15 protein-coding genes are annotated in these 15,203 nt (G+C 55.0%); 13 read left to right on the forward strand and 2 right to left on the reverse strand.

Features of this window, described 5'->3' with window-relative positions; genetic code table 11:
- Positions 1-117 precede the first annotated feature (117 nt).
- The 9 genes from hinT (at position 118) to EHV07_RS08535 (ending at position 7,057) form a co-directional block, all read left to right on the forward strand.
- Positions 118-468, forward strand: coding sequence for a purine nucleoside phosphoramidase (gene hinT, locus EHV07_RS08495; RefSeq protein WP_147196941.1), 351 nt, complete (start codon positions 118-120; stop codon positions 466-468).
- Positions 469-497: 29 nt separating this feature from the next.
- On the forward strand, positions 498-863 hold the full coding sequence (locus EHV07_RS08500; protein ID WP_371419684.1) for a YcfL family protein: 366 nt from the start codon (positions 498-500) through the stop codon (positions 861-863).
- Between the two features lie 42 nt (positions 864-905).
- Positions 906-1,475 carry a penicillin-binding protein activator LpoB gene (lpoB, locus tag EHV07_RS08505; RefSeq protein WP_147200569.1) on the forward strand — a complete coding sequence of 190 codons (570 nt, stop codon included), beginning with the start codon at positions 906-908 and terminating at the stop codon, positions 1,473-1,475.
- A complete protein-coding gene (gene thiK, locus EHV07_RS08510) occupies positions 1,456-2,298 on the forward strand; it encodes a thiamine kinase (RefSeq protein WP_147200568.1) in 843 nt (280 codons plus the stop codon). Before lpoB ends, thiK begins: the two co-directional genes overlap by 20 nt.
- A gap of 10 nt (positions 2,299-2,308) precedes the next feature.
- The gene (gene nagZ / locus EHV07_RS08515) at positions 2,309-3,328 is read left to right on the forward strand and encodes a beta-N-acetylhexosaminidase (protein WP_147196946.1); all 1,020 of its coding nucleotides are present in this window, start codon (positions 2,309-2,311) and stop codon (positions 3,326-3,328) included.
- Between the two features lie 27 nt (positions 3,329-3,355).
- Positions 3,356-3,898 carry an alpha/beta hydrolase YcfP gene (ycfP, locus tag EHV07_RS08520; protein ID WP_147196948.1) on the forward strand — a complete coding sequence of 181 codons (543 nt, stop codon included), beginning with the start codon at positions 3,356-3,358 and terminating at the stop codon, positions 3,896-3,898.
- Between the two features lie 386 nt (positions 3,899-4,284).
- Entirely contained in the window at positions 4,285-5,589 is a 1,305-nt protein-coding gene (locus EHV07_RS08525; protein WP_147196951.1) for an NAD(P)/FAD-dependent oxidoreductase, read from the forward strand.
- 287 nt (positions 5,590-5,876) lie between these two features.
- Positions 5,877-6,416 carry a glycine zipper 2TM domain-containing protein gene (locus EHV07_RS08530; protein ID WP_147196953.1) on the forward strand — a complete coding sequence of 180 codons (540 nt, stop codon included), beginning with the start codon at positions 5,877-5,879 and terminating at the stop codon, positions 6,414-6,416.
- Between the two features lie 212 nt (positions 6,417-6,628).
- Complete coding sequence (locus EHV07_RS08535) at positions 6,629-7,057, forward strand: hypothetical protein (RefSeq protein WP_147196955.1); 429 nt, start codon at positions 6,629-6,631, stop codon at positions 7,055-7,057.
- 88 nt (positions 7,058-7,145) lie between these two features.
- Here EHV07_RS08535 and mfd read toward each other — a convergent pair whose 3' ends face one another.
- Together mfd and EHV07_RS08545 are read right to left on the reverse strand one after the other, a co-directional pair.
- On the reverse strand, positions 7,146-10,589 hold the full coding sequence (mfd, locus tag EHV07_RS08540; protein WP_147196957.1) for a transcription-repair coupling factor: 3,444 nt from the start codon (positions 10,587-10,589) through the stop codon (positions 7,146-7,148).
- 74 nt (positions 10,590-10,663) lie between these two features.
- Positions 10,664-10,873, reverse strand: a complete 210-nt coding sequence (locus tag EHV07_RS08545) for a hypothetical protein (protein ID WP_147196960.1) — start codon at positions 10,871-10,873, stop codon at positions 10,664-10,666.
- 265 nt (positions 10,874-11,138) lie between these two features.
- Between EHV07_RS08545 and lolC the strand changes: the two genes are divergently transcribed.
- The 4 genes from lolC to nagK are packed head-to-tail and all read left to right on the forward strand — an operon-like array spanning position 11,139 to position 15,203.
- Positions 11,139-12,338, forward strand: coding sequence for a lipoprotein-releasing ABC transporter permease subunit LolC (gene lolC, locus EHV07_RS08550; protein ID WP_147196962.1), 1,200 nt, complete (start codon positions 11,139-11,141; stop codon positions 12,336-12,338).
- The gene (gene lolD / locus EHV07_RS08555) at positions 12,331-13,035 is read left to right on the forward strand and encodes a lipoprotein-releasing ABC transporter ATP-binding protein LolD (RefSeq protein ID WP_147196965.1); all 705 of its coding nucleotides are present in this window, start codon (positions 12,331-12,333) and stop codon (positions 13,033-13,035) included. The genes lolC and lolD overlap by 8 nt, the downstream gene beginning before the upstream one ends.
- Positions 13,035-14,279, forward strand: a complete 1,245-nt coding sequence (lolE, locus tag EHV07_RS08560; protein WP_147196967.1) for a lipoprotein-releasing ABC transporter permease subunit LolE — start codon at positions 13,035-13,037, stop codon at positions 14,277-14,279. Before lolD ends, lolE begins: the two co-directional genes overlap by 1 nt.
- Before the next feature lie 12 nt (positions 14,280-14,291).
- Positions 14,292-15,203 carry an N-acetylglucosamine kinase gene (nagK, locus tag EHV07_RS08565; protein ID WP_147196969.1) on the forward strand — a complete coding sequence of 304 codons (912 nt, stop codon included), beginning with the start codon at positions 14,292-14,294 and terminating at the stop codon, positions 15,201-15,203.

Below are 15,203 nucleotides of genomic sequence, written 5' to 3' on the forward strand. Positions count from 1 at the left end.
GGCGGTAAAACCGGCAATACAGGGCGGATTCAGAAAGAAAAATCACGGGAAGGTTGAAAGAAAACAAATATCTCGCTCATACTGCCTTAACTCAACGTTGCCCCAGGAAGAGATATCATGGCTGAAGAAACCATTTTCAGTAAAATCATTCGTCGCGAAATCCCGTCTGATATTGTTTATCAGGATGAGCTGGTCACCGCCTTTCGCGATATTTCCCCGAAAGCCCCAACCCATATTCTGATCGTGCCTAATATTCTCATCCCTACCACCAATGATGTGGTCGCGGGTCATGAGGCGGCGCTGGGCCGGATGATCGTTGTTGCGGCAAAAATCGCCAAAGAAGAAGGCTTTGCGGAAGATGGATACCGTCTGATTATGAACTGTAATCAGCACGGCGGGCAGGAGGTCTATCATATCCACCTGCATCTGCTGGGCGGTCGTCCGTTAGGGCCAATGCTGGCTGAGTGAATGCGATTCTGAGACGGACTGACTATATGATGCGGGCTATCGCAGGATTAACGTTTCTCGCTCTGCTGAGTGGTTGTACAAGCGATCGTACGACCATAGATACGTCGCAGGCACTGGTGATGGAGTCGTCGGTGTTATCGGCAGGCATCATTACCGATAAACCCACTCTGTCCGTGCACGAAGGGCAGCAACGCGCTTCAACGCTGCTGTATAATCAGCAGGAGAAGCCGGTCACTGTGCATTACCGTTTTTACTGGTACGACGATAAAGGTCTGGAAATCCTGCCTTTTGAAGTTCCCCGTACGGTGACGGTCGCGGCACACGGCAGTATTGAAATATCATCGCAAACGGGTAATCTGACCGCCAGTAAAGTCAGGCTCTATCTGTATCTTTAGGAGATATGCGTGGAAAGGAAGATAACAAAACTCTCGGGCGTCATGTTACTGGCGCTGGTACTCAGCGGCTGTATTAGCCAGCAACAGCAGCAGAAACCCGCACCCGTAGAGCCGGTTCAGCCTGCACAGCCTGTGCCACCGCCGGTACAGCAGCCACAGCCGCTGCCGGGCGAAACGGTTCCGCAGCCGCCAAAAATGCAGTCAATTAACTGGGATGCCAGCGTAACGCCGCTGGTGGCGCAAATGCTGAGAGCCGATGGCGTCACGCCAGGCAGCGTCCTGCTGGTGGATGGGGTGAAAAACAGCACCAACGGTAGCCTGCAAACGGCGAAGGCCACCGCAGCATTGCAGGATGCGCTAAAAAACAATACGCAGTTCAAGCTGGTTTCTACCGAACAGCTGGCAACGGCGAAGCAGACGCTGGGCCTCTCGGCGGAAGACAGCCTGGGTTCCCGTAGCAAAGCCATTGGCCTCGCACGCTACGTGGGCGCGCAGTATGTGCTGTACAGCAACGCTCAGGGCGACATCAAGTCACCTGCGCTGCAAATGCAGCTGATGCTGGTGCAGACCGGTGAGATCATCTGGTCGGGTAATGGCGTTGTACAACGTTGATCCGGCACTTAACAGGCTCATTGCAGTAAAATTTCCGGCGGCGCAATCCGCCGGTTCTTTTTTTCCACTGGCGGGACTTACCGGGTTGACGGCGAAAATTGAGCTGGGTGAAACCGCTCTGCTTGCCCGTCAGGAGCACAAAGCGCAGCCCATTCCGGGCGTTAACCGGCGTCGTGAATACCATATTTTGCGCCAGCTTGCGGCAAGCGGTCTCGCCCCGGCGGTGCAGGGCTATGCTAACGGATGGCTGTTGCTCAACTGGCAGCCGGGTGAGAACGTATCCGATCTGGCGCACCATCTGACGCCGCTCATCCAGTACGTAGCCAAATTGCACCAGCAGCCGCTTAGCGGCCATCGTTTATCGATACTGAAATTGCTGGAGCAGTACTGGTTAATCAGTCGCCCCGATCGCCGTCACTATGGCTGGCTGAAGCGGCTGCAACGGCTACAGCGGCAGGGAGAGCCAAAGCCGCTGCGTCTTGCGCTGCTGCATATGGATATTCATCCGGGCAACCTGATCGTGTATCGGGATGAGCTGAAGCTGATCGACTGGGAGTACGCCAGCGATGGCGACGTGGCGCTGGAACTGGCGGCGATAGTGGCAGGAAATGAACTTTCAGAAAACCAGCAGTCCCGGCTGACGGAGCAGTATGCCAGTATGCAGCGACTGGATGTCACGGCTCTGCATCGGCAAATGCAGCGCTGGCAGCCCTGGTTACGGTTATTGATGGCCAGCTGGTATGAACTGCGCTGGCAACAAAGCGGCGAAGAGATGTTTTACACGCTGGCAGAAAAAGCCTGGCAGCGGGTGTTATCAGATTAAGAGGTGAAGTGTGGGACCGGTAATGTTAGATGTGCTCGGCTACGAGCTGGATGCGGAAGAGCGGGAAATTTTACAGCATCCGCTGGTCGGCGGACTGATTTTATTCAGCCGTAATTATCACGATCCTGCGCAGCTGCAAGAGTTGATCAGGCAGATTCGGGCGGCTTCCCGCCACCGGCTGGTGATTGCGGTCGATCAGGAAGGCGGCCGCGTGCAGCGTTTCCGCGAAGGATTTACGCGCCTGCCTGCAATGCAGTCTTTTGCCGCGCTAAACAACGAAGCCGAAGCGGGCGCCCTGGCGCAGCAGGCAGGTTGGCTGATGGCCAGCGAAATGATCGCGATGGACATTGATATCAGCTTTGCGCCGGTGCTGGATATTGGTCACGGCAGCGCCGCCATCGGCGAGCGCAGCTTCCATGAAGATCCGGCGATCGCGTTACGAATGGCGCGACAGTTTATTAAAGGCATGCATGAAGCCGGAATGAAAACCACCGGCAAGCACTTCCCGGGACATGGCGCGGTCAGTGCAGATTCGCATAAAGAGACGCCGCACGACGATCGCCCGGAAGCGGTTATCCGCCAGCATGATATGCAAATTTTCCGGCAGCTGATTGATGAACAACTGCTGGATGCCATTATGCCCGCGCACGTTATCTATACTCAGGTGGATCCACGGCCGGCGAGCGGTTCATCGCACTGGCTGAAAAAAGTGCTGCGCAACGAGCTGGGCTTTGATGGCGTCATCTTCTCCGACGATCTGTCGATGGAAGGCGCGGCGATAATGGGCAGCTATGCCGAACGTGGCCAGGCTTCTCTGGATGCGGGCTGCGATATGATTTTGGTTTGCAATAACCGCCAGGGGGCAGTCAGCGTGCTGGATAATCTGTCTCCGATCAATGCCGAACGCGTCAGCAAGCTCTACCATCGTGGAACCTTTACTCGTCAGCAGCTGCTGGCTTCTTCGCGCTGGAAAGAAACTCGTCAGCGGCTGGAAGCGTTGCAGGCGCGCTGGCAGGAGTCGACCCACTAACAGACTAAAAATCCCAGGAGAAGGGTGATGATCATCTATCTGCATGGTTTTGATTCAACCAGTCCGGGCAATCACGAAAAAGTGTTACAGCTGCAGTTTATCGATAAGGATGTGCGGCTGCTCAGCTACAGCACGCTGCACCCCAAACATGATATGCAGTTTCTGCTGAATGAGACGGATAAACTTCTGCGCAGCTGTGAAGATGAGCGTCCGTTGATCTGCGGCGTAGGGCTTGGCGGCTTTTGGGCTGAGCGCATCGGTTTTTTGAATGACATACGGCAGGTGATTTTCAATCCCAACCTCTGGCCGGAAGAGAATATGGTCGGAAAAATTAACCGACCGGAAGAGTATATTGATATTGCCACCAAATGCGTCAGCAACTTTCGCGAGAAAAATCGCGATCGTTGTCTGGCCATTTTATCGCGTAATGACGATGCGCTGGACAGTCAGCGTACGGCAGCCGCGTTACATCACTGCTATGAAATTATCTGGGATAACGAGCAGGGGCATAAATTTAAAAATATCTCGCCGCATCTGCAACGGATCAAGGCGTTTAAAACGCTGGGCTAAGCGTGCTGCATCGTAAGAAGCCTGCCATATCGGCAGGCTTTTTTGTTTCTTATTTATCATTGCCCAAAGCATGAGCTCGTTGACTCAACTCGCCAGGCAGAACGCCCTGTATTCCTGCCAATTCCTTTAAAGACCGATAAAAAATAGCGCATTCGGACGCCTGAAATTTAATAAACCTGAGCCGTGGCGATTAAATTATCCAGTGAAAACAGCGTGATATTCCGAAAGCTCTCAAAAAAATTGACCTGCATCAATTTTAACAGGACGGCCGATTTACCGCGTGGTATTCTGCCAGCAGATAGCGAATAAATCGCCAACCCTATGTTAATTAAGGATATTATTTTAACCTTTGATTAACGACTGGTTCACATTTTTAAGGGGGTCGTTTGACTACACCAATGAAAAAGATTGTTATCGTCGGCGGGGGGGCCGGAGGGCTGGAGCTGGCTACTCAGCTGGGTCACAAACTGGGCCGTAAGAACAAAGCAGAAATTACGCTGGTGGATCGTAACCACAGCCATCTCTGGAAACCGCTGCTGCATGAAGTGGCAACCGGTTCACTGGATGAAGGCATCGATGCCCTGAGCTATCTGGCGCATGCCCGCAACCATCATTTCCATTTCCAGCTAGGCACGCTGACTGAAATCGACCGTGAAAACAAACGACTACAGCTGGCTGAAATTCGCGATGCTCAGGGCGAACTGTTAGTCCCCGAGCGCGAGCTTGCCTATGACACGCTGGTCATGGCGCTGGGCAGCACTTCAAACGACTTCGGTACGCCGGGCGTTAAGGATCACTGCATTTTCCTTGATAACCCTCATCAGGCCCGTCGTTTTCATAACGAAATGCTCAATCTGTTCCTGAAGTTCTCCGCCAGCGAAGGCGTGCAGGAGCAGGTCAATATCGCCATCGTCGGTGGCGGGGCGACCGGTGTTGAGCTGTCGGCCGAGCTGCACAATGCGGTTAAACAGCTGCACAGCTACGGTTATAAAGGGCTGGATAACAAAGCGCTGAACGTGACGCTGGTGGAAGCGGGCGAACGTATTCTGCCGGCTTTGCCACCGCGAATTTCGACCGCTGCTCATCAGGAACTGACCAAGCTGGGCGTGCGTGTTCTGACGCAAACCATGGTGACCAGTGCGGATGAAAACGGCTTAAATACCAAGTCAGGCGAATTTATTGCCGCCGATTTGATGGTCTGGGCTGCAGGCATCAAAGCGCCAGACTTTATGAAAGAGATCGGTGGGCTGGAAACAAACCGGATCAACCAGCTGGTTGTTGAACCTACCCTGCAAACAACGCGTGATGCCGATATCTACGCAATCGGCGACTGTGCATCCTGTGCGCTGCCGTCCGGTGGTTTTGTTCCGCCACGCGCGCAGTCTGCTCACCAGATGGCATCACAGGTGCTGGAAAACATTCTTGCGCAGATGAAGGGCCGCAAGCAGAAAGCCTATGTTTATAAAGATCATGGCTCGCTGGTGTCACTCTCACGCTTCAGCACGGTTGGTAGCCTGATGGGCAACCTGATGCGCGGTTCAATGATGGTAGAAGGACGGATTGCCCGCTTTGTCTACATCTCGTTGTACCGTATGCATCAGGTCGCGCTGCATGGTTATTTCAAAACCGGGCTGATGATGCTGGTTGGCAGTATTAACCGCGTTATCCGTCCGCGACTTAAGCTGCACTAATCAAAATTAACCTGATTTAGTACCGAATATGCATAAAAAAAGGCTTATGGTGACGATATTGCCATAAGCCTTTCCTGTGGTTGAACCCCCTTAAGAACTCTCTTAAAAGCTTTCCCTTATGACCGGGAAACGCGATTTCCTCCGCTATTCTTATTGTCAACAATGGTCCTGTTAAGCAAAATTTATCTTAACTAACACGGCGCGTCGCGCACGCCGGGTAAGGCGCTTCTGTTCAGGGAAGAGGCAGCGGGCAAAAATGCGCGGTAACAATGTCAGGAGGAAGTCCTGTGAATAAATCAATGTTGGCGGGTATCGGGATTGGCGTAGCGGCGGCACTGGGTGTGGCTGCCGTAGCGAGCATGAATGTTTTTGATCGTAGCCCGCAGTTTGCGCAGGTTCTTTCAGCAACCCCGATAAAAGAAACAACAAAAAACCCTCGTCAGGAATGCCGCAACGTTACGCTGACTCACCGACGTGCGGTACAGGATGACCATCGGATTGCGGGTTCCGTGCTGGGAGCTGTTGCAGGCGGCGTGCTGGGACATCAGTTCGGCGGTGGACGTGGACGTGATGTGGCAACCGTCGCGGGCGCACTGGCAGGTGGCTACGGCGGCAACCAGGTGCAGGGCGCTATGCAGGATCGGGACACTTACACCACGACCGAGCAGCGCTGCAAAACCGTCTACGATAAGCAGGAAAAGACCCTCGGCTACGATGTCACCTATAAAATCGGCAACGAGCAGGGCAAAATTCGCATGGACAGCGATCCCGGTACGCGCATACCGCTTAACAGCGATGGTCAGCTGGTACTGAATAATCAGGCATAACTGACAGCAAACGGATAAGAAGCTTCATCATTGATGGAGCTTTTTTTATGCCTGTAATTTGGCTCAGGAGATCAGCACCAGCCAGTCAACCCTCCACGGGTAAGCCAAACGGCTAAAACCAGCCGTCCGCGCTTTACTGGTCACCGGCGCGTTATCCACTAAACTCATTAAGTAAGCTGATAGATCACCTCCACCAAGGCAAGGAGATTGTCATGTCCGAACAGAGTGAAATGACCAACGTATTTGCAAGTAAAATGCGTGATGCAGACCTGAATTTTATCGCAAATATTGCCAGCAAATTTGGCGTGGGATTAGGCGTCACCTTATTTGTTAAAGGCGCGCTGGTGACGGGAAACACCATTTCCGGCAAGGAGTATTACGACAAAATCGTGGCGCTTTTTGGCGATGTCGAGGATGGCTCTACCGAACAGGCTGTCGCGAATTATTTTAAGCGCACCGGTGAAGAATATTATACGCCAACCGATGATGAATCATCCGTTCCTTTAAATTTCTTACATCTGCAAGACGTCTCTTTCAGGCTGGGTTCTGAGAAATTCTCGCATCATAAGAATGGCTTGCTGAGGATTAAAATCGAAGAGATAGATGGCTTTATGTTAGGGATATCTTCAAACGACGAGTAGGGTCGTTAACCCTGAACGCCCTGGCAACATCAGATGAAAGATCCGTTTCAGCCTGCCTGAATCAACAGGCTGAAACGGTAATCAATGGTCAGGCAGCATTTTCCAGGATTTGCCCCATAAACTCTCGCACCCACTTCATGCGCAGCTTACGCTCACCGAGATCGCGGATAAACTTCAGCTTAGTCGGGCCGTCCAGCCGCCAGTTCTGCGGCTCTTTTTGCAGCAGACCGATTAGCCAGCCAGGATCGGCTTTGTTTTTCTCCGCAAACTCGATAAAGCCGCCTTTGTCGCTTGCTTCGACGCGGCGAATACCAATTTTTTGTGCCATCAGGCGCAGCGCGGCAATATCCAGCAGATTACGGGCCGGATCCGGCAACTGACCAAAGCGGTCAATCAGTTCGACCTTCAGATCGTCCAGCTCGCCTTCCTGCTGTGCGCTGGCGATACGTTTATAGAACGACAGGCGCGTATTGACGTCAGGAATAAATTCCTCCGGCAGCAGGGAAGGCATGCGCAGCTCAATATCGGTCTGGTTATTGGTCAGATCTTCCAGCGACGGCTCACGGCCTTCTTTCAGCGCATCGACCGCGTTTTCCAGCAGTTCCATATAAAGCGAGAAGCCGATGCTTTCCATCTGGCCGTGCTGATCTTCGCCCAGCAGTTCCCCGGCACCACGAATTTCCAGATCGTGCGTGGCTAACGCAAAGCCAGCGCCTAAATCCTCCAGCGAAGCGATAGCCTCCAGACGCTTATGCGCGTCGGTGGTCATCGCTTTAGGATGCGGCGTCAGCAGCCACGCGTAGGCCTGATGGTGAGAACGACCCACACGACCGCGCAGCTGATGCAGCTGCGCCAGCCCGAAGCGGTCTGCACGCTCAATAATAATGGTATTGGCGGTCGGGATATCGATACCGGTTTCGATAATGGTGGTGCAAACCAGCACGTTGAAACGCTGATGATGGAAATCATTCATCACCCGTTCCAGATCGCGCTCGCGCATCTGGCCGTGGCCAATGGCTATGCGCGCTTCGGGAACGAGTTCGGCAAGCCGCTGTGCCGCTTTCTCGATGTTTTCCACATCATTGTACAGATAGTAAACCTGGCCACCGCGCAGCACCTCACGCAAGATCGCTTCACGCACCGCCAGATTATCGTACTCCCGTACAAACGTTTTTACCGCTAAACGTCGGGCAGGGGGCGTGGCGATAATTGACAGATCGCGCATCCCGCTCATCGCCATGTTCAGCGTACGTGGAATCGGTGTCGCGGTTAGCGTCAGAATATCCACGTCAGCGCGCATCGCTTTAATACGCTCTTTATGCCGCACGCCAAAGCGATGCTCTTCGTCAACAATCAGCAGCCCCAGATCGCGCCATTTGATCTCGCTTTGCAGCAGCTTATGCGTGCCGATCAGGATATCGATTTTGCCTTCACTCGCCTCGCTGAGGATCTGTGCCTGTTCTTTGGCACTGCGGAAACGCGACAGCATTTCTATACGCACCGGCCAGTTGGCGAAGCGATTGCGGAAGTTGTCATAGTGCTGCTGCGCCAGCAGGGTGGTCGGCACCAGTACCGCAACCTGCTTATGGTTTTCAACCGCCAGGAAGGCGGCCCGCATGGCGACTTCGGTTTTACCAAAGCCAACGTCGCCGCAGACCAGACGATCCATCGCCAGCGGCTGACACATATCGCTCAGCACGGCATTGATTGCCTGTGCCTGATCGGGGGTGGTTTCAAACGGGAAGCTGTCGCAAAACAGACGATACTGAGCCGGATCGTGCTTAAAGGCAAAGCCCGCTTTCGCCGCACGCTGCGCATAAATATCCAGCAGCTCAGCGGCCACGTCGCGGACTTTTTCCGCCGCTTTCTGGCGCGCGCGCGACCAGGCATCGCTGCCCAGCTTGTGCAGCGGCGCATTTTCATCGGCGCCGCCCGCATAGCGGCTAATCAAATGCAGCGAAGAAACGGGCACGTAGAGTTTCGCGTCGCCCGCATAGGCCAGCATCAGATATTCAGCGGTAATACCCCCGGTTTCCAGCGTGGTCAGGCCGATATATCGGCCAACGCCATGTTCAAGATGCACCACCGGCTGGCCAGGATGCAGTTCCGCCAGGTTGCGGATCAGCACATCCGGATTGATGGTGCGGCGGCTGTCCTGACGACGACGGCTGACGCGTTCACCCAGCAAATCGCTTTCGCAAATCAGCGCGCGATGACGCAGGTTGTCGATAAAACCGTGTTCGCTGGCACCAATCAGCAGATAGTGACCGGGCCGATCTGCGTCCTGTAGCGCAGGAATCGCTTTAGGAATGATTTTGATACGAGCAAGCAGCTCCTGTAAGGCTTCGCGTCGGCCTTCGCTTTCCACGGAGAAGACCACCGGGCCGCTGAAACTTTCCAGGAATTTGCGCAGCGCATCCAGCGGCGCTTTCGCCTGAGCCTGAACCGCAAGGTCCGGCAGATTCTGGTAGCTCAGGTTGGTGTTAGCCGCTTTGTCCGGTAGCGCATCGCTTTTCAGCTGGATGCGTGGCCACTGCTTCAGCTCGCTGAACAGTTCATCGGTGCGCAGCCAGAGTTTTTCCGGCGGCAGTAACGGACGCATAGGATCGACGCGGCGATTCTCATAACGCGCGATCACATCCTGCCAGAAGCGGTCAGCACTGCTTTCCAGATCTCCCGTATTCACCAGCAGCGTATTCGCCGGTAAATAGCTGAACAGCGGCGGGAGCGACTGCTCAAAGAACAAAGGCTGCCAGTACTCAATCCCGGCGGGAAGCGTGCCTTTACTGACCTGCTGGTAGACATGTTCAGCTTCACGGCGCACGTCAAAATGCTCCCGCCACTGGCTGCGGAACAGCTCGATGGCGGCTTTATCAGTGGGGAACTCGTGCGCAGGCAGCAGGTTGATGGCCGGCACTTCTTCCAGCGTGCGCTGGCTGTCTACGTCGAACAGGCGCAGGCTGTCGATCTCATCATCAAAGAAATCGATGCGGTAGGGCTGTTCGCTGCCCATCGGGTAGAGATCCAACAGCGCGCCGCGCGTGGCGTACTCGCCGTGCTCCATCACCTGATCAACATGGCGATAGCCAGCCTGTTCCAGCTGGGCACGCAGCTTATCGCGCGACAGCTGCTGGCCTTTTTTCATTACCAGCGCATGACCATGCAGAAAGCTGTGCGGACAAACGCGCTGCATCAGCGTATTAACCGGCAGGATCAGCACGCCTTTTTCGAAACCAGGCAGGTTATAAAGCGTCGAAAGACGTGAAGAGATAATTTCCTGGTGAGGGGAAAAACTGTCAAAAGGCAGCGTTTCCCAGTCGGCCAGGCTGATAACCGGCTGGTCGGTGAACTGTTTGATCTCATCCTGCAAGCGCAGCGCGTTTTGCATATCCGGCGCGATTAGCATCACCGGGCCATCATGCCGCGCGAGGATTTCAGCACATTCCACCGCGCAGGCGGCACCGGTAAGTTCTCCCAGCTGACGCTGGTCGCCTGCTTTCAGAGGCAGGGTGTATCGGGCGTGTTCAGGCATAATCAGTCAGACGGTCTCTTCACATAAAAGGAGAGCGGAAACAACGTTTCCGTTTCGGCTAACCGAGTATACCTCTATTTCGGCGATTGTTGGGTGTAGTGCATTTTAGGTCGGTCAATGTTTGCCCACATCAGCTCTTTTTCGCCATGATAGCTGTGATTGCCGTCGTCCCAGCGGACGTAATAGCCCGCAGAGGAATCACCCTGTTCAAACACGTTTACCACCAGTCCTTTGATATGGCCTGTTTTGTGCCTGACAATACTGCCTTTAGGATATTTTGCCATAACCCTTTCTCCCGCCTGAATGCGATAACGCTTTTCGCTTTCCCCTCTTATCAGAAGGATTAATGTTCAGTTTACGCTTATTTCCGCGTAACAATCGGGTGATTAACAGACGTTTTTTGTCTGTTTTATCCACAATCGTGCGGGCTGACGCGATTGCTGACAAAACAAAGCAAAAGAGTCATTGGCTTAGAGGTTCCATAACGCCGGGCTAACCTTTATCATCTTTGGCAACTTTTTGCCTTATTACCGCCAGAAGACGGAATATATGTATCAACCTGTCGCGTTATTTATCGGCCTGCGTTATATGCGTGGGCGAGCATCAGACCGCTTCGGGCGGTTTGTTTCCTGGCTCTCCGCTATCGGCATTACGCTTGGCGTGCTGGCGCTGGTCACCGTGCTGTCGGTGATGAACGGCTTTGAGCACGAGCTGGAAAAAAATACCCTCAACCTGATGCCGCAGGCGCTGATCACCAGCGACAAAGGCTCAATCAATCCACAGCAGACGCCCGCCGACTCGCTAACCCTAAAAGGGATCAATCGCGTCACGCCGCTTACGACTGGCGACGTGGTGCTGCAAAGCGCGCGTAGCGTCGGCGTCGGCGTGATGCTGGGCATCAATCCTGATGAGCCCGATCCGCTGACGCCTTATCTGAGCAACGTGAAGCAGAGCGATCTGCAATCGGGTCAATATAACGTCATTCTTGGGGAACAGCTTGCTGAACAGCTTGGGCTGAAGCGCGGCGACCCGCTGCGCCTGATGGTGCCTTCAGCCAGCCAGTTCACGCCGATGGGGCGGCTGCCGAGCCAGCGCCTGTTTACCGTTATCGGCACCTTTGGCGCCAACAGCGAAGTGGATGGCTATCAGATCCTGGTGAACCAGCAGGATGCGTCGCGCCTGATGCGCTACCCGGCCGGCAACATCACCGGCTGGCGGCTCTGGCTAGATAAGCCGCTCCAGGTGGATACCCTTAGCGAGCAAAAACTGCCCGCCGGTCTGGTGTGGAAAGACTGGCGCGAGCGCAAGGGCGAGCTGTTCCAGGCCGTCAGGATGGAAAAGAACATGATGGGGCTGCTGCTCAGCCTGATCGTCGCCGTGGCGGCATTTAATATCATCACCTCGCTTGGCCTGCTGATTATGGAAAAGCAGGGCGAGGTGGCGATCCTGCAAACTCAGGGACTGACGCGCCGTCAAATTGTGCTGGTCTTTATGGTGCAGGGCGCGACGGCCGGTATAGTCGGCTCGGTGCTGGGCGCACTGCTCGGCGTACTGCTGGCCAGCCAGCTGAATAACCTGATGCCGCTGATTGGCGCTTTCCTGGATGGCGCCGCGCTGCCGGTAGAAATTTCTGTTCCGCAGGTACTGACCATTGTCATTACCGCGATGGTCGTGGCGCTGCTTTCCACGCTTTATCCTTCCTGGCGCGCGGCCGCCGTTCAACCCGCTGAGGCTTTACGTTATGAGTAACCCGATTTTGTTGCAGTGCGACAACCTGTGCAAACGCTATCAGGAAGGCAGCGTCCAGACTGATGTGCTGCGTAACGTCTCTTTCAGCGTGGCGCCAGGCGAAATGATGGCGATCGTCGGCAGCTCCGGCTCCGGCAAAAGTACCCTGATGCATCTGCTGGGCGGGCTGGATACGCCAACTTCCGGCGACGTGGTGTTTAACGGTAAATCGCTGAACGGCATGTCTTCGGCGGCCAAAGCCGAGCTGCGTAACCGCGAGCTGGGCTTTATCTATCAGTTCCACCATCTGCTGCCTGATTTCAGCGCGCTGGAAAACGTCGCGATGCCGTTACTGATTGGTAAAGCCAGCAAAGCAGAAGCCGAAGCAAAAGCGCTTGAGTTGCTCAATGCGGTCGGGCTGGCTAAGCGTGCCGCTCATCGCCCCTCCGAGCTGTCCGGCGGCGAGCGTCAGCGTGTGGCCATCGCTCGCGCGTTGGTCAACAACCCTCGCCTGGTATTGGCAGATGAACCGACCGGTAATCTGGATGCCCGCAATGCCGATGCGATTTTCGATCTGCTGGGCGAACTCAACGTTCGTCAGGGCACGGCGTTTCTGGTTGTCACGCACGATCTGCATCTGGCGAAGCGCATGAAGCGGCAGATGGAAATGCGCGACGGCGTGCTCAGTGAGGAACTGACGCTGGCAGGGATGGCGTAATGGCAGGCTCTCTCTCTTTTCTCCTTGGCCTGCGTTTTAGTCGCGGGCGTCGTCGCGGCGGAATGGTCTCGCTGATTTCAGTCATCTCTACCGTGGGCATCGCGCTGGGCGTGGCGGTACTGATTGTTGGTCTGAGCGCCATGAACGGTTTTGAGCGCGAGCTGAATGACCGCATTCTTGCCGTGGTACCGCACGGCGAAATAGAGCCGGTTAATCAGCCGTTCACCGGCTGGCAGCAGCTGCTGCCTAAAATTGAACAGGTGCAGGGCATTGCGGCGGCGGCACCTTACATCAACTTTACCGGCCTGATTGAAAGCGGAGCAAAGCTGCAAGCGATTCAGGTCAAAGGCGTGGATCCTCAGCAGGAAACGAAGCTCAGCGCGCTGCCTGCTTATGTACAGAACAACGCCTGGCAAAGCTTCAGCGCCGGCAAGCAGCAGATCGTGTTAGGGCAGGGCGTCGCCAATACGCTGAAGGTGAAGCAGGGCGACTGGCTGACGATCATGATCCCCAACAGCGATCCGGAACATAAGCTGTTGCAGCCTAAGCGCGTGCGCCTTCAGGTCAGCGGTATTCTGGCGCTAAGCGGGATGCTGGATCACAGCCTGGCGCTGGTGCCGCTCGCGGATGCGCAACAGTACCTGGCAATGGGTGACAACGTCACGGGCATCGCGATGAAGATGACCAATCCGTTTGCCGCACAAAAGCTGGTGCATGATGCCGGTGAGGTGACGAATTCTTACGTCTACGTTCGCAGCTGGATTGGCACTTACGGCTATATGTATCGCGATATTCAGATGATCCGCGCCATTATGTATCTGGCCATGGTGCTGGTGATTGGCGTCGCCTGCTTCAATATTGTTTCCACGCTGGTGATGGCCGTGAAAGATAAAAGCGGCGATATTGCGGTTTTACGCACGCTCGGTGCGAAAGACAGGCTAATCCGCGCTATCTTTGTCTGGTATGGCCTGATGGCCGGGCTGGTGGGCAGCGTTAGCGGCGTAATTGTCGGCGTGCTGGCGGCGTTTAATCTCACCCCGATCATTCGCGGAATTGAAACCTTAACCGGCTATCACTTCCTTTCAGGCGATATCTATTTTATCGACTTCCTGCCTTCGGAAGTGCACTGGCTGGATGTGGGCATCGTGCTGATCACCTCGCTGGTATTGAGCCTGATTGCCAGCTGGTATCCGGCCAGACGAGCCAGCCGTATCGATCCGGCTCGCGTTCTTAGCGGTCAGTAAACAGGAACGGCGATGTATTACGGTTTTGACGTTGGCGGCAGCAAGATCGCGCTGGGCGTTTACGACGCGCAGCGCAAGCAGGTATGGACTAAACGCGTGGCGACGCCGAAGCACGATTATGCCAGCTTGCTTAATCAGCTGGTGATGCTAACTCACGAAGCCGATGCCTTTTGCGGTGAACAGGGCAGCGTGGGGGTTGGCGTGCCGGGATTGCCGGTACCGGATGACGGCACGGTCTTCACCGCCAATATTCCGGCAGCGCAGGGACAGCGGCTTCAGGCCGATCTTAGCGCGCGTTTAGGGCGCGAAGTCCGCATCGATAACGATGCGAACTGCTTTGCGCTATCAGAAGCCTGGGACGATGAGTTTATGGCGTATCCGGTGGTGCTGGGACTGATTTTAGGAACCGGCGTCGGCGGCGGGCTGATCGTGAACGGTAAGCCGGTAACCGGGCGCAACTATATCGTTGGCGAATATGGCCACACGCGTCTGCCGATCGACGCGCTGGATGTGCTGGGCAAAGAGGTTGAACAGCCGCTTTGCGGCTGTGGCAAACGGGGCTGTATTGAGTCATGGCTCGCAGGACCCGGATTTTCCCGCCTTTTTCAACTGCATTATCAGCAGGTTCTCAGTGCTCCCGACATCATCACCCGTTATTATCAGGGAGATGCCGAAGCCGTTGCCCATACCGAACGTTATCAGGCGTTGCTGGCCGTTTGTTTTGGCAGCTTGTTAACGCTACTTGATCCTCATCTGGTGGTGCTGGGTGGCGGATTGTCTAATTTCGACGCGCTCTATGACGGACTCTCACTGCGGGTAGCGCAACACCTGCTGCCGGTGGCGAAGCCGCCCCGCTTTGTCAAAGCGCGTCACGGAGACGCAGGTGGAATGCGCGGCGCCGCATTCCTGCACGTTAAGGATTAA

The sequence above is a fragment of the Pantoea sp. CCBC3-3-1 genome (assembly GCF_007981265.1).
In the GTDB taxonomy this organism is placed as follows: Bacteria; Pseudomonadota; Gammaproteobacteria; order Enterobacterales; family Enterobacteriaceae; genus Erwinia.

What these genes read in the sequence shown, in the direction of transcription:
- hinT (WP_147196941.1), top strand. Translation starts at nt 118, where the DNA reads ATGGCTGAAGAAACCATTTTCAGTAAAATCATTCGTCGCGAAATCCCG.
- EHV07_RS08500 (WP_371419684.1), top strand. Translation starts at nt 498, where the DNA reads ATGCGGGCTATCGCAGGATTAACGTTTCTCGCTCTGCTGAGTGGTTGT.
- lpoB (WP_147200569.1), top strand. Translation starts at nt 906, where the DNA reads ATGTTACTGGCGCTGGTACTCAGCGGCTGTATTAGCCAGCAACAGCAG.
- thiK (WP_147200568.1), top strand. Translation starts at nt 1,456, where the DNA reads ATGGCGTTGTACAACGTTGATCCGGCACTTAACAGGCTCATTGCAGTA.
- ycfP (WP_147196948.1), top strand. Translation starts at nt 3,356, where the DNA reads ATGATCATCTATCTGCATGGTTTTGATTCAACCAGTCCGGGCAATCAC.
- EHV07_RS08535 (WP_147196955.1), top strand. Translation starts at nt 6,629, where the DNA reads ATGTCCGAACAGAGTGAAATGACCAACGTATTTGCAAGTAAAATGCGT.
- mfd (WP_147196957.1), bottom strand. Translation starts at nt 10,589, where the DNA reads ATGCCTGAACACGCCCGATACACCCTGCCTCTGAAAGCAGGCGACCAG.
- EHV07_RS08545 (WP_147196960.1), bottom strand. Translation starts at nt 10,873, where the DNA reads ATGGCAAAATATCCTAAAGGCAGTATTGTCAGGCACAAAACAGGCCAT.
- lolC (WP_147196962.1), top strand. Translation starts at nt 11,139, where the DNA reads ATGTATCAACCTGTCGCGTTATTTATCGGCCTGCGTTATATGCGTGGG.
- lolD (WP_147196965.1), top strand. Translation starts at nt 12,331, where the DNA reads ATGAGTAACCCGATTTTGTTGCAGTGCGACAACCTGTGCAAACGCTAT.
- lolE (WP_147196967.1), top strand. Translation starts at nt 13,035, where the DNA reads ATGGCAGGCTCTCTCTCTTTTCTCCTTGGCCTGCGTTTTAGTCGCGGG.
- nagK (WP_147196969.1), top strand. Translation starts at nt 14,292, where the DNA reads ATGTATTACGGTTTTGACGTTGGCGGCAGCAAGATCGCGCTGGGCGTT.